This window comes from Streptomyces sp. 3MP-14, from assembly GCF_006334905.2.
Classification (GTDB): Bacteria; Actinomycetota; Actinomycetes; order Streptomycetales; family Streptomycetaceae; genus Streptomyces; species Streptomyces triticirhizae.
On record NZ_VDLZ02000006.1, the window covers coordinates 319,043 to 338,172 of the forward strand.

General features: G+C 72.7%; 20 protein-coding genes and 3 tRNA genes. 18 read left to right on the plus strand and 5 right to left on the minus strand.

The features are described 5' to 3' along the window. The first annotated feature begins 22 nt into the window (after window positions 1–22). Entirely contained in the window at window positions 23–1,048 is a 1,026-nt protein-coding gene (locus FH609_RS12250; RefSeq protein ID WP_139667368.1) for an ABC transporter ATP-binding protein, read from the plus strand. Beyond that, window positions 1,045–1,980, plus strand: a complete 936-nt coding sequence (locus FH609_RS12255) for a dihydrodipicolinate synthase family protein (RefSeq protein WP_139667149.1) — start codon at window positions 1,045–1,047, stop codon at window positions 1,978–1,980. The genes FH609_RS12250 and FH609_RS12255 overlap by 4 nt, the downstream gene beginning before the upstream one ends. A 27-nt stretch (window positions 1,981–2,007) precedes the next feature. Here the strand turns inward: FH609_RS12255 and FH609_RS12260 are convergent, their stop codons facing one another. The 3 genes from FH609_RS12260 to FH609_RS12270 form a co-directional block, all read right to left on the minus strand. Then, on the minus strand, window positions 2,008–3,207 hold the full coding sequence (locus FH609_RS12260; RefSeq protein WP_405378921.1) for an exo-alpha-sialidase: 1,200 nt from the start codon (window positions 3,205–3,207) through the stop codon (window positions 2,008–2,010). A gap of 339 nt (window positions 3,208–3,546) precedes the next feature. Further along, window positions 3,547–4,206 (minus strand): NAD(P)H-binding protein, encoded by a 660-nt coding sequence (locus FH609_RS12265; RefSeq protein WP_139667147.1) that lies wholly within the window; start codon window positions 4,204–4,206, stop codon window positions 3,547–3,549. A gap of 96 nt (window positions 4,207–4,302) precedes the next feature. Continuing rightward, window positions 4,303–5,508 carry a hydrolase gene (locus FH609_RS12270; protein WP_139667146.1) on the minus strand — a complete coding sequence of 402 codons (1,206 nt, stop codon included), beginning with the start codon at window positions 5,506–5,508 and terminating at the stop codon, window positions 4,303–4,305. Between the two features lie 178 nt (window positions 5,509–5,686). Here FH609_RS12270 and FH609_RS12275 point away from each other — a divergent pair. From FH609_RS12275 to FH609_RS12310, 8 genes are all read left to right on the plus strand, one after another. Further along, window positions 5,687–5,759: transfer RNA gene (locus FH609_RS12275), tRNA-Thr, on the plus strand. Window positions 5,760–5,805: 46 nt separating this feature from the next. After that, a tRNA-Met gene (locus FH609_RS12280) sits at window positions 5,806–5,878 on the plus strand. Between the two features lie 93 nt (window positions 5,879–5,971). Beyond that, window positions 5,972–6,136 carry a 50S ribosomal protein L33 gene (gene rpmG / locus FH609_RS12285; RefSeq protein ID WP_077059582.1) on the plus strand — a complete coding sequence of 55 codons (165 nt, stop codon included), beginning with the start codon at window positions 5,972–5,974 and terminating at the stop codon, window positions 6,134–6,136. Between the two features lie 188 nt (window positions 6,137–6,324). Continuing rightward, complete coding sequence (locus FH609_RS12290; RefSeq protein WP_193317860.1) at window positions 6,325–6,801, plus strand: MaoC family dehydratase N-terminal domain-containing protein; 477 nt, start codon at window positions 6,325–6,327, stop codon at window positions 6,799–6,801. Beyond that, window positions 6,798–7,271, plus strand: a complete 474-nt coding sequence (locus FH609_RS12295; protein ID WP_139667144.1) for a MaoC family dehydratase — start codon at window positions 6,798–6,800, stop codon at window positions 7,269–7,271. Before FH609_RS12290 ends, FH609_RS12295 begins: the two co-directional genes overlap by 4 nt. Window positions 7,272–7,360: 89 nt before the next feature. Further along, window positions 7,361–7,966 carry a TetR/AcrR family transcriptional regulator gene (locus tag FH609_RS12300; protein WP_226961592.1) on the plus strand — a complete coding sequence of 202 codons (606 nt, stop codon included), beginning with the start codon at window positions 7,361–7,363 and terminating at the stop codon, window positions 7,964–7,966. A 173-nt stretch (window positions 7,967–8,139) separates the two neighbouring features. After that, window positions 8,140–9,648 (plus strand): MFS transporter, encoded by a 1,509-nt coding sequence (locus FH609_RS12305; protein WP_139667143.1) that lies wholly within the window; start codon window positions 8,140–8,142, stop codon window positions 9,646–9,648. 77 nt (window positions 9,649–9,725) lie between these two features. Continuing rightward, window positions 9,726–10,781 carry a UDP-N-acetylmuramate dehydrogenase gene (locus tag FH609_RS12310; RefSeq protein ID WP_139667142.1) on the plus strand — a complete coding sequence of 352 codons (1,056 nt, stop codon included), beginning with the start codon at window positions 9,726–9,728 and terminating at the stop codon, window positions 10,779–10,781. Between the two features lie 473 nt (window positions 10,782–11,254). Here the strand turns inward: FH609_RS12310 and FH609_RS12315 are convergent, their stop codons facing one another. After that, on the minus strand, window positions 11,255–12,274 hold the full coding sequence (locus FH609_RS12315) for an adenosine deaminase (RefSeq protein ID WP_139667141.1): 1,020 nt from the start codon (window positions 12,272–12,274) through the stop codon (window positions 11,255–11,257). Between the two features lie 150 nt (window positions 12,275–12,424). After that, window positions 12,425–13,675: a pyridoxal phosphate-dependent aminotransferase gene (locus FH609_RS12320; protein ID WP_139667140.1), complete on the minus strand. Its 1,251-nt coding sequence runs from the start codon at window positions 13,673–13,675 to the stop codon at window positions 12,425–12,427. Window positions 13,676–13,863: 188 nt separating this feature from the next. On the opposite strand from FH609_RS12320, the gene FH609_RS12325 reads away from it, so the two are divergent. From FH609_RS12325 to rplL, 8 genes are all read left to right on the plus strand, one after another. Beyond that, a tRNA-Trp gene (locus FH609_RS12325) sits at window positions 13,864–13,936 on the plus strand. Window positions 13,937–14,015: 79 nt separating this feature from the next. After that, window positions 14,016–14,279 (plus strand): preprotein translocase subunit SecE, encoded by a 264-nt coding sequence (secE, locus tag FH609_RS12330; protein WP_226961613.1) that lies wholly within the window; start codon window positions 14,016–14,018, stop codon window positions 14,277–14,279. Window positions 14,280–14,330: 51 nt separating this feature from the next. Beyond that, window positions 14,331–15,146 (plus strand): transcription termination/antitermination protein NusG, encoded by an 816-nt coding sequence (gene nusG, locus FH609_RS12335; RefSeq protein ID WP_193317861.1) that lies wholly within the window; start codon window positions 14,331–14,333, stop codon window positions 15,144–15,146. Between the two features lie 243 nt (window positions 15,147–15,389). Then, complete coding sequence (gene rplK / locus FH609_RS12340; RefSeq protein ID WP_139667138.1) at window positions 15,390–15,821, plus strand: 50S ribosomal protein L11; 432 nt, start codon at window positions 15,390–15,392, stop codon at window positions 15,819–15,821. 85 nt (window positions 15,822–15,906) lie between these two features. Continuing rightward, window positions 15,907–16,623, plus strand: a complete 717-nt coding sequence (gene rplA / locus FH609_RS12345; RefSeq protein ID WP_139667137.1) for a 50S ribosomal protein L1 — start codon at window positions 15,907–15,909, stop codon at window positions 16,621–16,623. Window positions 16,624–16,776: 153 nt separating this feature from the next. Further along, window positions 16,777–17,685: a hypothetical protein gene (locus FH609_RS12350; RefSeq protein ID WP_139667136.1), complete on the plus strand. Its 909-nt coding sequence runs from the start codon at window positions 16,777–16,779 to the stop codon at window positions 17,683–17,685. Window positions 17,686–17,991: 306 nt separating this feature from the next. After that, the gene (rplJ, locus tag FH609_RS12355; protein WP_122182095.1) at window positions 17,992–18,546 is read left to right on the plus strand and encodes a 50S ribosomal protein L10; all 555 of its coding nucleotides are present in this window, start codon (window positions 17,992–17,994) and stop codon (window positions 18,544–18,546) included. Between the two features lie 111 nt (window positions 18,547–18,657). After that, on the plus strand, window positions 18,658–19,044 hold the full coding sequence (gene rplL / locus FH609_RS12360; protein ID WP_139667135.1) for a 50S ribosomal protein L7/L12: 387 nt from the start codon (window positions 18,658–18,660) through the stop codon (window positions 19,042–19,044). Window positions 19,045–19,130 lie beyond the last annotated feature (86 nt).

Here is a 19,130-nt window from a genome sequence, read left to right on the forward strand (position 1 = left end):
CGACGACCGCACGCCGCCCCTGATGGAGCTGTCCGACGTGCACCTCGACTACCCCGTGCGCGGCGGCGGCCCGCTGCGCCGCGGGGAACGGGTGCGCGCCCTGGTCGGTGCCGACCTGACCATCGCGCCGGGCGAGACCGTCGGCGTCGTCGGCGAGTCCGGCTGCGGCAAGTCCACGCTCGCCCGGGTGCTGGTCGGCATCGCCCGCCCCACCTCCGGCACCGTCAGCCACCGGGGCCGCGAGCTGTGGGCGATGGCGCCGGCCGAGCGCCGCGCCGCGATCGGCGCCGGCGTCGGCATGGTCTTCCAGGACCCGGCCACCGCGCTCAACCGCCGGCTGACCGTGCACCGCCTGCTGCGCGACCCGCTCGACGTCCACCGGCGCGGCACCCCGGCCGAACGGGACGCCCGCGTCCGGGAGTTGCTCGGCCTGGTCGGGCTGTCCCCGCACGCCGCCGACGCCCTGCCGGGCCAGCTCTCCGGCGGCCAGCGGCAGCGCGTCGCCATCGCCAGGGCGCTGGCCCTCGAACCGGCCCTGCTCGTCGCCGACGAACCGACCAGCGCGCTGGACGTCTCCGTCCGCGCCCAGATCCTCAACCTGCTGCTCGACCTGCGCGCCCGCCTCGGCCTGGCCATGGTCTTCGTCTCGCACGACATCCAGACCGTGCGCCGGATGAGCGACCGGGTGATCACCATGTACCTGGGCCGCGTCGTGGAGGAGTCCCCGGCCGCCCGGGTCACCGGCCACGCCCGCCACCCCTACACCCGGGCGCTGTTCTCCGCCACGCCCGGGCTGCTCGACCCGATCGAGCCCATCCCGCTCACCGGCGCGCTGCCGTCCGCGACCCGCCCGCCCAGCGGCTGCCCGTTCCGCACCCGCTGCTGGAAGGCGGACCAGCGCTGCGCCGAGTCGATGCCGGACTTCCGCGACGCGGACGGCGAGACTCCCGGTGGACACCGCTTCCGCTGCCACCACCCGGTGGCGGCCGAGGAGACCACCCACCAGCTCGTCGCCCAGGCGACCGAGGCCAAGGAGCGTTCCGCATGAGTCTGCCCGCCCCCCTCACCGGGGTCGTCCCCCCGGTCTGCACCCCGCTCACCCCGGACGGGGAGGTGGACACGGTCTCCCTCGCCCGGCTGGTCGACCACCTGGCGGGCGCGGGCGTCGACGGGCTCTTCGTGCTGGGCTCCACCTCCGAGGCCGCGTTCCTCACCGACCGGCAGCGGACCACGGTGGTCGACACCGTCGTGGGCCAACTCGACGGCGCGCTACCGGTGTTGGCCGGCGCCATCGACATGACCACGCCCCGCGTGGTGGAGCACGCCAGGGCCGCGCTCGCCGCCGGCGCCGACGCCGTGGTCGCCACAGCGCCGTTCTACACCCGGGTCCAACCCCAGGAGGTGGTCCGGCACTTCCGGGTGCTGGCCGAGCACGCCCAGGCGCCCGTCTACGCCTACGATCTGCCGTCCGCCGTCGGCACCAAGCTGGGCGCCGACCTGGTCCTGGACCTGGCCGCCGAGGGGGTGTTGGCGGGGCTGAAGGACTCCAGCCCCGAACTGGCCGGCCTGCGCGACGTGTTGGCCGGCGTGCGGGAGGGCGCGACCGCGCCCGGCTTCGCCGTGCTGACCGGCTCCGAACTCGTCGTGGACGCCGCCCTGTTGCTCGGCGCCCACGGCGTCGTCCCCGGCCTGGGCAACGTCGACCCGCACGGCTATGTGCGGCTGGTCGCCGCCTGCGCCCAGGGTGACTGGGCGCGGGCCCGCACCGAACAGGACCGGCTGGCCCGGCTGTTCGCGCTGGTCGACGCCGGCGACCCGGCCCGCATGGGGCGCGGCTCCTCCGCCATCGGCGGCTTCAAGACCGCGCTCTACCTGCGGGGTTGGATCGACCACCCGACGACGGCCGAGCCCCAGATCCCGTTCGACGAGGCGGAGACGGAGCGCGTCGCCAAGCACCTGGCGGGCGCCGGGCTGCTCTGAGCCCGACGCCGCCGTCCGGGCCCCTGGTCAGCCCCTGCCGATGTCGATCCGGCGGAACTCGACCGTCTCGTAGGGCCCTTCGAGCCCCGTCTCGTAGAGCAGCCCCACCGTGCGGCGGTCCAGCTCCACCAGGTCCGAGTAGGCCGCCGGCTGCGCCGAGACCGTCACCTCGGGGCGGAACGAGGCGCCGGAGTCGTCGCTGCGCCAGACCGTCAACGCCCGCCTGCTGTTCGGCTCCGAGGGCCCGGAGAAGAGCAACGGGCCCTGCCGGCCCGGCAGTCGCAGCACGCTGCCCTGCACCACCGGCACCCGCTCCAGGCCCACCTGCGGGACCAGCGGCCCGTCCAGGCTCTGGCCGCCGTCCGAGGAGTACCCGCCCAGCCGCGCCCCCGCGTCGGTGCCGTTCTGGTCCCGCACGCTGAAGTAGAGCCGCCCGTCGGGGAGTTCGGCGACGCTGGACTCGTTGGAGTTGAGTGCGCCCTCGTAGGAGTCGTCGACGTAGCCCAGCTGCCAACTGGCGCCGCCGTCGTCGGAGTAGAGCGCGTGCGAGCCGTAGTAGCGGTCCTCGGCGCCGGTGTCGGGGGAGCCGGGCGGGGGAGCGGCCGAGTGGTTGGCCGGCACCAGCAGCCGCCCGGCGTGCGGGCCCCTGGTCAACGCGATGGCGTGCCCTGGCCCCGTCGCGTACCAGCGCCAGTCGGGCTGCTTGGCCGCGTCGGTGATCTCCCGGGGCTCGGTGAACGTCGCGCCCTCGTCGTCGCTGGTCTGCACGAAGACCCGGCGGCTCTCCTCGGGCGCGACCTCGCCGCGCCGGATCGCCTCCTCGCTGGCCCCGCCGCCATTGAAGCAGGTCACCAACACCAGCCGCCCGGTGGCCGGGTCGAACACCGGCGCCGGGTTGCCCCGGGTGTCCCCGTCGCCGCTGGCCACCACGGACAGCGGGCCCCAGGTGCAGCCGCCGTCGGTGGAGCGGCGCAGCACCACGTCGATGTCGCCGCTGTCGCCGGCGCCGCCCACCCGGCCCTCGGCGAACGCCAGCAGCGTCCCCGAGGGCGCGGTCACCACGGCCGGCACGCGGAAGGTGTCATAGCCGTCCGAGCCGGCGACGAAGGGCACCGAGGACAGGCAGTCGGCGGGCGGCTGGTCCGCGCCGCCGCTGGCCGGACCGGCCGCCAGCGCCGGCGAGGCGGCCAGCACCCCGAGCACGGCGGTGCCGGTCACCACCAGCAGGCCGAGTCCGGTTCGTCGCCGCACCCGGACGCGCCGGGCGGGAGGGGCTGCGGGGGCGGGGCGGCTGGGTCGGTGAGAGAGAGGGGACATGTGCGCGCTGACTCCTTCGAGGGGGCGATGCGTGCGAACGAGGCGCCGTGGGCGCCCGATTGCCCAACGTGGGACGTGGGACGTCCTACACGGTAGGGCGGCCCCCGCCGCCCGACAAGGCGGCGGACCGCACGACGTTCGCCGGTTTCCCGCCGGGCGAGCGGCCGGCGCCCGGGCAACGACCGGGGCCGCCGGCCGCTCGCCGCCGGCGGGCCCGGCCGGCCCGCCCCGTTCCGTCAACCCGCCGCGTCAGTCGTGCAGTTCGGCGACCGCGCTGGCGATCGGCGTCTCCCCGTTGACCAGGTCCAACGTCATCCCGGCCGTCGTCGGCCGCTCCAACAGCGCGGCCAGCACCCCGGCCACGTCGTCCCTGGTGACCCGCCCGTAGTCGAGCCCCGGCGCCAGCCGAACGCGGCCCGTGCCCGGGTCGTCGGTCAGCCGCCCCGGCCGCAGGATCGTCCAGAACAGGCCGGTGCGCGCCCTGATGTCCGCGTCCGCCGCGCCCTTCGCCCGCAGATAGGCGGCGAAGACCGGATCGGTGCCCGCCGGCGGCTCGTCGTCCACCCCCATCGCCGACACCACCACGAACCGCCGCACCCCGGCCCGCTGCGCCGCGTCGGCGAAGAGCGTGGCCGCCGCCCGGTCCACCGTGTCCTTGCGCGCCGCCCCGCTCCCCGGCCCGGCGCCGGCCGCGAAGACGGCAGCGTCCGCGCCGGCCAGATGCCGGGCCACCTCCTCGACGGACGCCTCCTCCAGGTCACAGACCACCGGCTCGGCACCGGCGGCCAGCAGGGCTCCCGCCTGCTCCTGCCGCCGGATCAGCCCGGCCACCCGCTCACCCCGCCCGGACAGCAGCTTCTCCAGCCGCCGGGCGATCTTGCCGTGTCCACCAGCGATGACAGTGCGCATGTCTCGACCGTAACGCGCATCCCGCCGGCCACCCCAACACCGCGCCCCGGCGTCAACAACACCGCGCCCCGGCGTCAACAACACCGCGCCCCGGCGTCAACCCGCCTGCTGGCGCGGGAGTTCCAGACTCGCCGGGCTCGGCGGCCCGGCCGCGTACTCGCGCACCGCGCTGGTGCGCGCCACGATCCGCCCCCGGTGGACCACCACCCTGCTGTACCCGAGCGACAGCGCCTCGGCCACCGAATCCCCCCGCACGGCGAGGAGTTCGGCCGGCGCCCCCACCGCCACCTCGGCCGGCGCCGGCAGCCCCAGCGCCGCCCGCGCCCGCGCGCTGACCGCGGCATAGGCGGCCAGCGGCGCCCGTTCCCCGCGCGTCGCCAGCAGGAACGCGGCCTCCAGCGGGTCGCCCCGCCCCACCGGGTTGGCCGCCGAACGCAACGCCCCACCGCCGGCCGCCACCTCGACCCCCGCCGCCGCCAACTCCCGCACCGGCGGCTGCCCGTGCCCAGGCGGCGCGCAGCCGCCCTGCGGCAGGCACACCACCCGCACCCCGCCGGCCGCCAGCCCCTCGGCGACCCGCCGCAGCGCCGCCGGCGCCAGCCGGCCCAGCCCGCCGGCTGGCCCCAGGCACAGCGAACGCCACCGGCCGCCGGACCGCGCCGCCGCCGCCAGCCGCGCCAGCCACCCGGGGTCGGCCGCCCCGGTGTGCAGGTCGACGGGCAGCCCGTGCTCGTCGGCCAGCGCCAACACCTCCGCCAGATGGCCCGCCGGGTCCGGATCCAGATCCGGGCTCCCGCCCACCGCCGCCGCGCCCAACGCCACCGCGTCCCGCAGCCGGGCCCGGCCGTCGGCCCCGGCCACCCCGGTCAGCCGGCCCGGCACCGCCACCGTGCTCACCTCGGCCAGCCCGGTCAGCGCCCGCGCGGCCCCCAGCACGGCCTCCAGCGGCGCCAACCCCCGCTCCCCGCCTACGGGTACATGGCAGCGCTGGGCGGTCGCGCCGTGGCCCAGCTGGAGCAGCGTGGCCTCGGCGACCCGCTGCGGCAGGGGCGTCCGCCCCCTGGCGCCGGCGCCGCCGGCGGTGAGCGCGGTGTCGTGGTGGGCGTGCGGTTCGGCCGGCGCCGGCAGCAGCAGATAGCCGTCGAGTTCGACCAGGTCACCGGGGGCGTCGGGGCGCAGGGCGCCGGCCGGCGCGAGCGCGGCGACCCGGCCGCCGGCCAGGGCCACGTCCACCACCCGCCCGTCGGCCAGGCGCGGGCCGCGCAGCACCAGGCCCCCGGTCGGCTGTGGCATATCCGACATCGCGCTCCCCGCTCGGGCGACGACTGCGGAAGCGAGCGTAGGCGGCGGCCGACGGCCCGGCCGGGACGTGCCCAGGAGACCCGGGAAAGTCATAAGAAACGCCCACCTCTTGGCCACCGAACCGGCCGGCCAATGGATTTCGCCTTCCGCCGTGGAGCGTGTAATCTCTTGAGCGCTCGCCCCAATAGCTCAGTCGGCAGAGCGTCTCCATGGTAAGGAGAAGGTCAACGGTTCGATTCCGTTTTGGGGCTCTGGGGTGCCGGCTCTCGCCCAATGGGTGGGGGCGGCTCACCCTGTGGCGGCGTAGCTCAGTCGGTAGAGCAAACGGCTCATAATCGTTGTGTCACCGGTTCAAGTCCGGTCGCCGCTACTCTCAGTAGCCGATTGCGGGGTCGGTCCTCCGATCGGCTACTCTCTCTGTGTTCAATGCGTTTCACCCGTCCATCCGTCAAGGAGCACTCACGTGGCTGCCACCGACGTCCGCCCGAAGATCACGCTGGCCTGCGTGGAGTGCAAGGAGCGGAACTACATCACCAGGAAGAACCGGCGCAACGACCCGGACCGCCTGGAGATGAAGAAGCACTGCCCGCGCTGCAACGCGCACACCGCCCACCGCGAGACCCGCTGAGCGCTCGTCGCGCTCGGTATCCGAGTTCGCGCAGAACTCACGATCGCCGTGTCGAAGCCGCCCCCGGTTCCCACCGGGGGCGGCTTCACGTCTTCTCCCGGACGGCGCGCGCCCACCCCGGCCCTCGCGCGCGGTTCCCGCACCAGCCATGTCGTCCCCGCTGTCCCATGGATGTGAGGAGTTCGCCGATGCCTCTCGACCAGTCGTTCGTCGGGCGGAGTTATCCCCCCACCGAGCCGTACGAGGTGGGCCGGGAGAAGATCCGCGAGTTCGCCCAGGCGATCGGGGACGACAACCCGGTCTACACGGACCCCGAGGCGGCCAGGGCCCTGGGATATCCGGACGTGATCGCGCCGCCCACCTTCGTCTTCCTGGTCAGCTACCGCGCCGCTTTCGAGGTGGTCTCCGACCCGAAGCTGGGCCTGGACTACAGCCGGGTGGTGCACAGCGACCAGAAGTTCGCCTACGTGAGGCCACTGCGCGCCGGCGACCGGCTCACCGTCACCTCGACCATCGAGTCGGTCAAGTCCCTCAAGGGCAACGACATGTTGACGGTGCGCGGCGAGCTGCACGACGAGACGGGCGCGCTGGTGGCGACCGCCCACACCAAGCTGGTGGCCAGGAGCGCCGACGAGAACGCGCCGGCCGGGGAGGGGGAACGATGACCGGAACGACCGCGCACCGCGTCGCCTACGCCGGGGTCGAGGTGGGCACCGAGCTGCCGACCAGGACCTTCCCCGTCAACCGGGCCACCCTGGTCCGGTACGCGGGTGCCTCGCTGGACTTCAACCCGATCCACTGGAACGAGCGCTTCGCGCGCGACGTCGGGCTGCCCAACGTGATCGCGCACGGCATGTTCACCATGGCCCAGGCGATCCGGGTGGTCACCGACTGGGTCGGCGACCCGGGCGCGGTGCTGGAGTACGGGGTGCGCTTCACCAAGCCGGTGGTGGTGCCGGACGTGCCGGCGGGGCCCGATGGCCTCGAAGCGGTGGTCGCGGCGGAGATCGAGGTCGGCGGGCGGGTCGCCGTCAAGCTGGACGACGAGCTGCGCACCGTTCGGGTGGATCTCACCGCCGTGCACGACGAGCAGAAGGTGCTGGGCCTGGCCAGGGCCGTGGTCCGCCTGGCCTGAGCGCCCGGCGCCTGACGTCCCCCGGGGCGGAACGAGCCTGGTCCGCCCCGGGGTTGACAAGGTTAGTGATTGGCCAATAACTTACTCGCATGGCACGGGAGAGCGGCCGGATGTCGGCCGAGGAGCGACGCGAGAGCGTGATCCGCGCGGCGGTGGTCGAGTTCGGCCGCTCCGGGTACGTGGGCACGTCCACCGCCGCCATCGCCAAGCGGGTGGGGGTGTCCCAGCCGTATCTGTTCCGCCTCTTCCCCGACAAGCGGGCGATCTTCCTGGCCGCCGCGCGCCGCTCCATCGAGCGGATGCGTCGACACCTGGAGGACGCCGCCGAAGGGCTCGGGCCGCAGGAGGCCCACGACGCCATGTGCAAGGCGTACTTCCCGCTGATCTCCGACCGCGACGACCTGCTCTTCCAGATGCAGATGTTCGTCGCGGTGAGCACCAGGGAGGCCGACGGGGACGTGGAGTTCGCCGAGGAGATCCGCGCCCAGTGGGCCGGGCTGCTGGACGCCATAAGGGGCAGACTCGGCGACGACCCCGTTCTCACCCGGGACTTCGCCGGCATAGGCATGTTGATCAATGTGACCCTGACCATGGGCTTCCCCGAGGGGCACCGGGTCTGGGACGAGCTGACCGTCTTCGACTATCTCTCGGGCTCCGACCCGCAGGGGGCGGAGGAGGGCGCGGGCACCGCCTGACCCGGCGCCGCCCGACCGCTTCTCCCCGCCGGGGGAGCCGTGTGTTCCGCCACGGGGCACACGTCTGTCCACGAAACTTATTGACCAATCACTAATCTTCGCTGATCCGCCGGCCAGGCGAACGACCGCCGGCCGCGACCGGGGCACCTCACGCCCCGAAGGAGGAGGGGACGATGGAGCAACGACCAAGCCACCAGGACTCGTTGGGGGAGCGGGCGAGGGAGGGGACATCGGGCGGCGGGCGCGGCAGCGCCGTCTGGACCCTGCTGATCGTCGGCGCCGCCACCTTCATGGCGGCCCTGGACAACCTGGTGGTCACCACCGCGCTGCCCGTGATCAGGGACGATCTCGGCGGGAAGCTCTCCGATCTGGAGTGGATCGTCAACGGCTACACCCTGCCGTTCGCCTGTCTCCTGCTGCTGGGCGCGGCGCTCGGGGACCGCTTCGGGCGGCGCCGGGTCTTCGGCTTCGGCGTGGCGCTCTTCACCCTGGCCTCGGCCGGCGCGGCCCTCGCCGCCACGACCGGCGAGCTGATCGCCGCCCGCGCGCTCCAGGGCGCGGGGGCCGCGATCATCCTGCCCCTCAGCCTCACCCTGATCTCCGCCGCCGTGCCCAAGGAGCGGCGCGGCATGGCCTTCGGCATCTGGGGCGCGGTCAACGGCCTCGCCGTCGCGGCTGGCCCGCTCGTCGGCGGCGCCATCACCGAACACCTCACCTGGCAGTGGATCTTCTGGCTCAACGTGCCCATCGGCCTGGCCCTGCTCCCGCTGGTCCGCACCCGGCTCGTCGAGAGCAGGGGCGGCGACGGCCGGCTCGACCTGCCCGGCACGGCCCTGGTCAGCGGCGGCCTCTTCGGCGTCGTCCTCTCCCTGGTGCGCGGCCACGAGCACGGCTGGTCCTCGGGCCCTGTGGTCGCCGGCTTCGTCCTCGGCGGGCTGCTGCTGGTCGCCTTCGTCGCCTGGGAGCTGCGCACCGAGGCCCCCATGCTGCCGATGCGCTTCTTCCGCTCCCGCACGTTCAGCGTGATCAACGCGGCCAGCCTGCTGATGTTCGCCGGGATGTTTGGCTCGATCTTCCTGCTGACCCAGTTCCTCCAGCTGATCCAGGGCTACTCGCCGACCGAGGCCGGCCTGCGGATGCTGCCCTGGACGGGCATGACCCTGCTGGTGGCGCCCCTCGCCGGGTTCCTCACCGACCGGATCGGCGGCCGCACCGTCGTCGCCACCGGAATGACCCTGATGGCCGCCGGCCTCGGCTGGATGGCCCTCCTCGCCGAGCCCGGCGTGAGCTACGGCGCGCAGATACCGGCCTTCGTCATCAGCGGCGCGGGGATGGCCATGTTCTTCGCCCCCACCGGCGCCATGGTGATGAGTTCGGTCCAGCCCCACGAGGAGGGCATAGCCTCCGGGGTCAACAACGCCCTGCGCGAGGTCGGCGGCGCCCTCGGCGTGGCCGTGCTGGCCTCCGTCTTCGCCAGCCAGGGCGGCTACGAGACCCCGGAGACCTTCACGGACGGGCTCGTCCCGGCCCTCTGGATCGGCTCCGCCCTGCTGCTGGTCGCCGCCGCCTTGGTGCTGCTGATCCCGAGGAACCCCGTCCGGCCCCCGGCCACCCCGGCCACCCCGGGCTCCACGCCGGACCAGGCCGAGGCGACGCTCGCGCCGGTCGGCGCCCCGGTCTGACGGCGAGCGGGGGGCGCGTCCCGCCCGTGGCCGAGCACCCGCCGGCCACGGGCGGGACGGTCTCGTATGGTGGCGTGGTGCTGGAAACTCCTGACGCCCCGCTGGCTCCGCTGACCACGCTCCGCCTCGGCGGCCCCGCCGACCGGCTGCTGACGGCGACCACCGACGAGGAGGTCGTCGAGGCCGTCCGCCGAGCCGACGCCGAAGGCCAGCCGCTGCTCGTCATCGGCGGCGGCAGCAACCTCGTCGTGGCCGACGCCGGCTTCCGGGGCACCGCCCTGCGCATCGCCACCACCGGCGTCCAACTCGACGGCGAGAACCTGGAGTTGGCCGCCGGAGAGAACTGGTCCGCCGCCGTGGCCCGCGCCGTCGACGCCGGCCTGGCCGGCATCGAGTGCCTCGCCGGCATCCCCGGCTCCGCCGGCGCCACCCCGATCCAGAACGTGGGCGCCTACGGCCAGGAGGTCTCCTCCGTGATCACCGAGGTCGTGGCCCACGACCGCGAGACGGACCGCACGGTGACCCTTCCCGGCGCCGAGTGCGGCTTCGCCTACCGCCACAGCCGCTTCAAGGCCGACCCGCACCGCTTTGTCGTGCTCCGCGTCCGCTACGCCCTCCAGGACGCCGGCGGCCTCTCGGCCCCCATCCGCTACGCCGAGACCGCCCGGCTGCTCGGCGTCGAACAGGGCGGCCGGGTCCCGCTGGCCAACGCCAGGGACGCCGTCCTCAAGCTGCGCACCGGCAAGGGCATGGTGCTGGACCCGGAGGACCACGACACCTGGTCGGCCGGCTCCTTCTTCACCAACCCCGTGCTCGACGCCGACGCCTTCGCCGCCTTCCGCCGCCGCGCCGCCGAACGCCTCGGCCCCGACGAGGTGCCCCCCGCGTTCCCCGCCCCCGACGGCCACACCAAGACCTCCGCCGCCTGGCTGATCGACCGCGCCGGCTTCACTAAGGGCTACGGCACGGGCCCCGCCCGGATCTCCGGCAAGCACACCCTCGCCCTCACCAACCGGGGCGGCGCCACCACGGCCGACCTGCTCGCCCTGGCCCGCGAGGTCCGCGACGGCGTGCACGCGGCGTTCGGCGTCACGCTGGTCAACGAGCCGGTCCTGGTCGGCGCGGCGCTCTGACGGGTGCTCCGCGGTCGACCACGCGCCGGGGTGGCCCCTCACCGTTGTCGTGTGCGGCTCGTCCCCTATCACCCGCGCAGTTCCCCGCGCCCCTTGGGGTGCCACCGGGCTCAGGGGCGCGGGGAACTGCGCGAGCAACGGTCGTCGGCCCGCAGTCGACTACGCACCCGGGTGCTTCCCATCGTTGTCGTGTGCGGTCCGTCCCTCATCACCCGCGCAGTTCCTCGCGCCCCTTGAGGTGCCACCGGGTTTGGGGGCGCGGGGAACTGCGCGAGCAAGGGGTGACGGGCCGTACTCGACGACGCACCTGGGTGGCCCCCGCCGTTGTCGTCTGCGGCGCGCCTCAGATCACTCGCGCCCCTTGAGGTGCCACCGGCCTCGGGGGCGCGAGCAACCGTCGATGGCCCGCAGTCGACCACGCGCCGGGGTGGCCCCTCACCGTTGTCGTCCGCGCCGCCCCCGGAGGGCCCCCGTCAGGACGCCAGCCAGGCGTCGATCTCGACGAGGATCTTCCCCTTCACATCCTCCGGCGCCGCCGAGGCCCGCACCGACTGGCGGGCCAGCTCGGCCAGTTCGTGATCGGTGAACGCGTGGTGCTCCCGCGCGATGCGGTACTGCTCGGCCAGCCGCGAGCCGAAGAGCAGCGGGTCATCCGCGCCCAGCGCCATCGGCACCCCCGCCTCCCAGAGCGTTCGCAGCGGCACGTCCTCCGGACGTTCGTAGACCCCCAGCGCCACGTTCGACGCCGGGCAGACCTCGCACGCCACCCCGGCCTCCGCGAGGCTGGTCAGCACCCCCGGGTCCTCCACGGCCCGCACCCCGTGTCCCACCCGCGCCGCGCCCAGGTCGTTGAGGCAGTCCCGCACGCTGATCGGCCCCGCCAACTCGCCGCCGTGCGGCGCGGCCAGCAGCCCACCGTCCCGCGCGATGGCGAAGGCGCGGTCGAAGTCCCGCGCGAAGCCCCGGCGTTCGTCGTTGGAGAGCCCGAAGCCGACCACGCCCTGGTCCCGGTAGCGCACCGCGAGCCTGGCGAGGGTGCGCGCGTCCAGCGGGTGCTTCATCCGGTTCGCCGCCACCACGACCCGCATCCCGAGGCCGGTCTCCCGTGCGGTGTCGCGCACCGCGTCGAGGATGATCTCCAACGCCGGGATCAGCCCGCCCAGTCGGGGCGCGTAGGAGGTCGGGTCCACCTGGATCTCCAGCCAGCGCGAGCCGTCCCGCAGATCCTCCTCGGCGGCCTCCCGCACCAGCCGCCGGATGTCCTCCGGCTCCCGCAGGCAGGACCTGGCGATGTCGTACAGCCGCTGGAAGCGGAACCAGCCCCGCTCGTCGGTGGCCCGCAGCTTCGGCGGCTCGCCGCCGCGCAGCGCCTCCGGCAGGTGCACCCCGTACTTGTCGGCCAGTTCGAGCAGCGTGCCGGGCCGCATCGAACCCGTGAAGTGCAGGTGCAGATGCGCCTTCGGCAGGGACCTCAAGTCACGAACACGAGCCATTCCAGGATCTTGCCGCAACCGGGCGGCGCGCCAAAACCCGGCCACCCCCAGGGGCGCCGGCCCGAGCCCCAGTTCGGACCGGTGCCCCAGAACGGCGACACGGCCGGCACCCCGACGGCGACGCCGTCGGGGCCCCCGCCGCGACCAGCCTCAGCCCGCGTCGGCCAGCAGCTTCTGGAGCCGGGAGACGCCCTCCACCAGGTCGTCGTCGCCCAGCGCGTACGAGAACCGCAGATAGCCCGGCGTGCCGAACGCCTCGCCCGGCACCACGGCCACCTCGGCCTTCTCCAGCAGCACCTCGGCCAACTCCAGCGTGGACGACGGCCGTAGCCCGCCGATCTCCCGGCCGAGCAGCTCCCTGACCGAGGGGTAGGCGTAGAACGCGCCCTTGGGCTCCGGGCAGTGCACGCCCTCGATCTCGTTGAGCATCCGCACGATGGTGGTGCGGCGCCGGTCGAACGCCTCCCGCATCCTGGCCACCGCGTCCAGGTCGCCCGCGACGGCGGCCAGCGCGGCGGCCTGCGCGACGTTGCTCACGTTGGAGGTCGCGTGCGACTGGAGGTTGCCCGCCGCCTTGACCACGTCGCGCGGGCCGATCACCCAGCCCACCCGCCAGCCGGTCATGGCGTAGGTCTTGGCGACCCCGTTGACGATCACGCAGCGGTCGGCCAGCTCGGGCACCAGCGTCGGCAGCGAGCTGAACTGCGCGTCGCCGTACACCAGGTGCTCGTAGATCTCGTCGGTCAGCACCCACAGGTTGTGGTCGACGGCCCACTGGCCGATCGCCCTGGTCTCCTCGGGCGAGTAGACCGCGCCGGTCGGGTTGGACGGCGAGACGAAGAGCAGCACCTTGGTGCGCTGCGTGCGGGCCGCCTCCAACTGCTCGACGGTGGCCAGGTATCCGCTGGTCTCGTCGGTGTCCACGAAGACCGGCACGCCGCCGGCCAGCCGGATCGACTCCGGGTAGGTGGTCCAGTAGGGGGCGGGAACGATCACCTCGTCGCCCGGGTCGAGCAGGGTGGCGAACGCCTCGTAGATGGCCTGCTTGCCGCCGTTGGTGATGAGCACCTGGCTGGCCTCGACCTGGTAGCCGGAGTCGCGCAGCGTCTTGGCCGCGACCGCGTCCTTGAGTTCCGGCAGCCCACCGGCCGGGGTGTAGCGGTGGAAGCGCGGCTCCCGGCAGGCGGCCTCGGCCGCCGCGACGATGTAGTCGGGGGTCGGGAAGTCCGGTTCGCCGGCGCCGAATCCGATCACCGGGCGGCCGGCGGCGCGCAGCGCCTTCGCCTTGGCGGTCACGGCCAGCGTCGCGGACTCGGAGATGGCGCCGATCCGCGCCGAGACCCGGCGCTGGGCCGGCGGCGCGACGGGCGGTTGGGCAGGGGGTGGGGTTGCGGCACTCATGGGGGCATCGTCCCAGACCGGCGCGCGCGGTGGCACGCGGGTTGCGCGCGATCATCACACCCGCCACATCCGTCACACCGCGCCCCCGGGGTAGCTCCACGCACCAACCGTTCGACGCCCGGGCTTTGAACACGTACACTCCTCACCGGTGGCGCCCGATGCGGTACGTTGTCGGGGCCACACGGTAAAGGGTCGTAGCTCAATTGGTAGAGCACTGGTCTCCAAAACCAGCGGTTGGGGGTTCAAGTCCCTCCGGCCCTGCTGCACGAAGTGAAGAGCCGTCCGGGTGGCCGGGCGGCTTATGACCATGACCGGGATCGGGTGAGGACGAGTGGCTGGGATCACGGACTCCGTTGAGGCGCCGGAACCCCGGGGCGAGGGCGGCACCGGCCGCCGCGGCCGTCGAGCCAAGAGGGGCCCGCTGGGCAAGCTCGCGCTCTTCTACCGACAGGTCGTCGCGGAGCTGCGGAAGGTCGTCTGGCCCTCGCGCAGGCAGCTGACGACGTACGCGACCGCGGTGATCGTCTTCGTTGTCGTCGTCATCTGCATCCTGACCGTGCTTGACTGGGGATTCAGCCGGGCCGTCGAGTATGTCTTCGGCTGATTCGGCTCATGTGCCATCCCTCGTAACGAAAGTCAGGAAGAAGCGGCTACCGTGTCTGACCCGAACCTGAACGACGCCTCCCCCGAAACCGAGGGCGAGAACACCGAGCGCGACGAGGTCCAGGTGGACCAGGTGGACCAGGTGGACGCCGCGTCGAGCGATGTCGAGCAGGCCGAAGCTGCCGATGCCCGGGCGGACGAGTCCGCCGAGGTGGCCGAGGAGCAGCCGGCCGAGGCCGTCGAGCCCCCGGTCGACCCGGTCACCGCGCTCCGCGAGGAGCTGCGGACGCTGCCCGGCGAGTGGTACGTGGTGCACACCTACGCGGGCTACGAGAACCGCGTGAAGACCAACCTCGAACAGCGCGCGGTCTCGCTCAACGTCGAGGACTACATCTTCCAGGTCGAGGTGCCGCAGGAGGAGGTCGTCCAGATCAAGAACGGCGACCGCCGCACCATCAAGCAGAACAAGCTGCCCAGCTACGTCCTGGTGCGGATGGACCTCACCAACGAATCCTGGGGCGTGGTTCGCAACACCCCGGGCGTCACCGGCTTCGTCGGCAACGCCTACGACCCGTACCCGCTGACCCTGGACGAGATCGTCAAGATGCTCGCCCCCGAGGTCGAGCAGCAGGCCGCGGCCGAGGCGGCGGCCGAGGGCGGCGCCCCCAGCGGCGGCCGCCGGGTCGAGGTCCAGGTCCTCGACTTCGAGGTCGGCGACTCGGTCACCGTCACCGACGGCCCGTTCGCCACCCTCCAGGCGACGATCAACGAGATCAACGCCGACTCCAAGAAGGTCAAGGGCCTGGTGGAGATCTTCGGCCGCGAGACCCCGGTCGAGCTGAGCTTCGACCAGATCCAGAAGAACTGAGGCCGGCCCCCTCGGGCCGGTCCCCGCGAGGGCTCTTCGAGCGGACGACGGTCCGCCCCCGAAGGGCCCTCGCGCCGTTTCCCGCCCCTGGCCTGGTCACGATGGGCCGGCCCCGGATTTTGGGCCGGGGAGCTTACCCGCTACCGTGGTGCGGTATGCCTGCCGCCGGTCGGCGCGAACGCTCGCGCCTGACGACGACGGCGACGGGCCGATCACCTCTCGTCAAGGACCCGGAGAGAGCACATGCCTCCCAAGAAGAAGGTCACCGGGCTGATCAAGCTCCAGATCCAGGCGGGCGCGGCCAACCCGGCCCCGCCCGTCGGTCCGGCGCTCGGCCAGCACGGCGTGAACATCATGGAGTTCTGCAAGGCCTACAACGCGGCCACCGAGTCGCAGCGTGGCTGGGTGATCCCGGTGGAGATCACGGTCTACGAGGACCGTTCCTTCACCTTCATCACCAAGACTCCGCCCGCCGCCAAGATGATCCTCAAGGCCGCCGGCGTGGAGAAGGGCTCGGGCGAGCCGCACAAGACCAAGGTCGCCAAGATCACCCGCGACCAGGTCCGTGAGATCGCCACCACCAAGATGCCCGACCTCAACGCCAACGACCTGGACGCCGCCGAGAAGATCATCGCCGGCACCGCCCGTTCCATGGGCGTCACCGTCGAGGGCTGACGCGCTCGACCCCCTCGTGGCAGGGCCAGGCGCTGGCCCGGACCACCACTCCGAGACCACCTCACGCAACAGCTCAGGAGCAGCAGTGAAGCGCAGCAAGAGCCTCCGCGGCGCGGACGCCAAGGTCGACAGGACCCGCGTCTACAGCCCGCTTGAGGCCGTTCGGCTCGCCAAGGACACGGCGACCACCAAGTTCGACTCGACCGTCGAGATCGCCATGCGGCTGGGCGTCGACCCCCGCAAGGCCGACCAGATGGTCCGCGGCACCGTCAACCTCCCGCACGGCACCGGCAAGACCGCCCGGGTCCTGGTCTTCGCCACCGGCGACCGTGCGGCGGCGGCGGAAGCCGCGGGGGCCGACATCGTCGGCTCCGACGAGCTGATCGACGAGGTCGCCGGCGGGCGGCTGGACTTCGACGCCGTCGTGGCCACCCCCGACCTCATGGGCAAGGTCGGTCGCCTCGGCCGGGTCCTCGGCCCGCGCGGTCTGATGCCGAACCCCAAGACCGGCACCGTCACCCCCGACGTCGCCAAGGCCGTCACCGAGATCAAGGGCGGCAAGATCGAGTTCCGCGTCGACAAGCACGCCAACCTGCACTTCGTGATCGGCAAGGTGTCGTTCGACGAGTCGCAGCTGGTGGAGAACTACGCCGCCGCGCTGGAGGAGATCCTGCGGCTCAAGCCCTCGGCGGCGAAGGGGCGTTACCTCAAGAAGGCCGTCGTCTCCACCACCATGGGGCCCGGCGTGCCGATCGACCCCAACCGCACCAGGAACCTGCTGACCGACGACGCCCTCGTCTGATCCGGTCGCGCCTGGCTCACGGTCTGGGCGAAATCCATGTGTCCGTCCCGGTTCTGTCACAGAACCGGGACGGACGTCTCATGTGTGCGACCACCCTTTAGGGTGAGCGGAGGGGGAGCAACTGACCGACCCTTTCGCACACTTGGGGGGATCATGCGTTTCGCTTTCCGGATGCTGACCGGAGTTGCCGGAGTGGCCCTACTGGCCGGCACCGCCGCCTGCGGCAGCGAGGACGGCTCGTCCGAGAGCCGCACCACCACCGAGGAGCGCGGCGGCGGGGACGCCAGCGCCGCGCTCCAGGCCGCCGCCGAGAGCACCTCCGAGATGCACTCGGCCCGGTTCGAGGGCGAGATGACCGCCCCGGCCTCCGCCGGTGGGCAGACCACCATGGAGGGCGTCATGAGCTGGGACCCCTCGCTCACGATGCAGATGTCCGTCTCCGGCGAGGAGTTGGCCGCCACCCCCGGCGCACCCCAGGAAATCGAGGTGCGCTGGCTGGACAACGTGATGTACATGCACATGGGGGCCGAGTTCGGCGCGGAGATGGGGGGCGCCGAGTGGCTCTCCATGGACCTCGCGGCGATCGCCGAGGAGAGCGGCGACGCGGCCATGGCCGACGCCATGTCCATGGGCCTGGAGTCCGCCGGCCAGGACCCGGCCCAGCAGGTCGCCATGCTGCTCAGCGCGCCGGGCATCGAGGAGGTGGGCGAGGAGACGCTGAACGGCGTCGAGACCCGCCACTACGCCGGCACCATGAGCGTCGAGGACGCCGTCGCCGGCGACCAGAGCGGCCTTGCCGAGGTGCTCACCGAGGAGGAGGTCGAGCAGCTGGTCGCGACCATGGAGCAGCAGGGCATCGACGGCTACGACCTCGACATCTGGATCGACGAGAACGACCTCCCGGTGCAGGTGCGGCAGTCCTACGAGACCCCCGAGGGCCCGGTGGAGTACGAGGTCCGCTACTCGGACTTCAACACCGAGGTCTCCGTGGAGCAGCCCGCCGCCGAGCTGGTGATCGACTTCATGGAGCTGATCGAGGAGCTGAACGCCGAACTCTCCTGAGGCCGTTGCCGGGCCGTCGATCGGGGCAGCTCTCTTCCCTACCCCGATTTGCCTGAACGAAATCCCCTCACGTACGCTGCCACGTAAAGCCAGAGACCGCTGGTTGTCGCCTTGTCCCCTCCGGGGTCCGAGGTGGCCGAAGGACCGCTCACGCGGCGACCCGCGCAGGTGATCGTGGATGTGTGCGTGTGGAGTTCTCCACACGTGACGCCCTGAGCGCCTGCGCCCAGGGCGTTTTCGTTTGTCGGGACCCTTCTGCCGCGGTTGCTGAACACCTGCGGAAAAACCGGAAGGAGGGCCGAGGTTATGGCTGGTTCCGACAAGGGCGCGGTCGTCGCGGAGATCAGGCAGCGCTTCGAGGCGTCGAACGCCGCCGTGGTCACCGCCTACACCGGGCTCACCGTGGCTCAGCTCAAGGAGCTGCGCCGCGCGCTCGGCGAGAACGCCCAGTACCGCGTGACGAAGAACACGCTGACCAAGATCGCGGCCAACGAGGCCGGGGTCAGCGGGCTGGACGAGTTCTTCAAGGGCTCCACCGCCGTCGCCTTCGTGACCGGGGACCCGGTCAACGTGGCGAAGGGCCTGCGTGACTTCGCCAAGGAGAACCCGGCGCTGGTCATCAAGGGCGGCGTCCTGGAGGGCAAGCCGCTCAACGCCGAGGAGATCGTCAAGCTCGCCGACCTCGAGTCGCGCGAGGTTCTGCTCTCCAAGCTCGCCGGTGGCATGAAGGCGTCGATGGCCAAGGCCGCCGCGACCTTCCAGGCCCCGCTCACGAAGTTCGTCCGCACCGCGGACGCGCTGCGGGACAAGGTCGAGCAGGGTGGTGCCGGTGCGCCGGCCGCCGCCGAGTCCGCCGAGTAACCACGGGGACGCGCGCGTCTCCCCGGTTCCCTCGGGGACCTCAGTGGGCCGCCCAGGCCCGCATCACACGTTCAACCGGCGCCAGCCGGCTCAAGTGGAAGGACCGCCATCATGGCGAAGCTGAGCCAGGACGAACTGCTTGAGCAGTTCGCCGAGATGACCCTGATCGAGCTCTCCGACTTCGTGAAGAAGTTCGAGGAGAAGTTCGACGTCGAGGCCGCCGCCCCGGCCGCCGTCGTCGCCGCCCCGGGTGGCGGTGGCGCCGCTGCCGAGGCCGAGCCGGAGAAGGACGAGTTCGACGTCGTCCTGACCGGTGCCGGCGACAAGAAGATCCAGGTGATCAAGGTCGTGCGCGAGCTGACCTCCCTGGGTCTGAAGGAGGCCAAGGAGCTGGTGGACAACACCCCGAAGCCGGTTCTGGAGAAGGTCAACAAGGAGGCCGCCGACAAGGCCAGGGAGTCCCTCGAGGGCGCCGGCGCCTCCGTCGAGGTGAAGTGACCTTCGCGTCACTCCTCCCCACACGGGGTCCTACCAGGGGCGATCACCCAGCGGGTGGTCGCCCCCTGGCGTTCGCGCGGAACGCC

Excerpts from the sequence above, each read along its gene's own strand:
- FH609_RS12250 (WP_139667368.1), top strand. The coding sequence starts at position 23 with ATGGAGCTGTCCGACGTGCACCTCGACTACCCCGTGCGCGGCGGCGGC.
- FH609_RS12255 (WP_139667149.1), top strand. The coding sequence starts at position 1,045 with ATGAGTCTGCCCGCCCCCCTCACCGGGGTCGTCCCCCCGGTCTGCACC.
- FH609_RS12265 (WP_139667147.1), bottom strand. The coding sequence starts at position 4,206 with ATGCGCACTGTCATCGCTGGTGGACACGGCAAGATCGCCCGGCGGCTG.
- FH609_RS12270 (WP_139667146.1), bottom strand. The coding sequence starts at position 5,508 with ATGTCGGATATGCCACAGCCGACCGGGGGCCTGGTGCTGCGCGGCCCG.
- FH609_RS12290 (WP_193317860.1), top strand. The coding sequence starts at position 6,325 with ATGCCTCTCGACCAGTCGTTCGTCGGGCGGAGTTATCCCCCCACCGAG.
- FH609_RS12295 (WP_139667144.1), top strand. The coding sequence starts at position 6,798 with ATGACCGGAACGACCGCGCACCGCGTCGCCTACGCCGGGGTCGAGGTG.
- FH609_RS12300 (WP_226961592.1), top strand. The coding sequence starts at position 7,361 with ATGGCACGGGAGAGCGGCCGGATGTCGGCCGAGGAGCGACGCGAGAGC.
- FH609_RS12305 (WP_139667143.1), top strand. The coding sequence starts at position 8,140 with ATGGAGCAACGACCAAGCCACCAGGACTCGTTGGGGGAGCGGGCGAGG.
- FH609_RS12315 (WP_139667141.1), bottom strand. The coding sequence starts at position 12,274 with ATGGCTCGTGTTCGTGACTTGAGGTCCCTGCCGAAGGCGCATCTGCAC.
- FH609_RS12320 (WP_139667140.1), bottom strand. The coding sequence starts at position 13,675 with ATGAGTGCCGCAACCCCACCCCCTGCCCAACCGCCCGTCGCGCCGCCG.
- rplK (WP_139667138.1), top strand. The coding sequence starts at position 15,390 with ATGCCTCCCAAGAAGAAGGTCACCGGGCTGATCAAGCTCCAGATCCAG.
- FH609_RS12350 (WP_139667136.1), top strand. The coding sequence starts at position 16,777 with ATGCGTTTCGCTTTCCGGATGCTGACCGGAGTTGCCGGAGTGGCCCTA.
- rplJ (WP_122182095.1), top strand. The coding sequence starts at position 17,992 with ATGGCTGGTTCCGACAAGGGCGCGGTCGTCGCGGAGATCAGGCAGCGC.
- rplL (WP_139667135.1), top strand. The coding sequence starts at position 18,658 with ATGGCGAAGCTGAGCCAGGACGAACTGCTTGAGCAGTTCGCCGAGATG.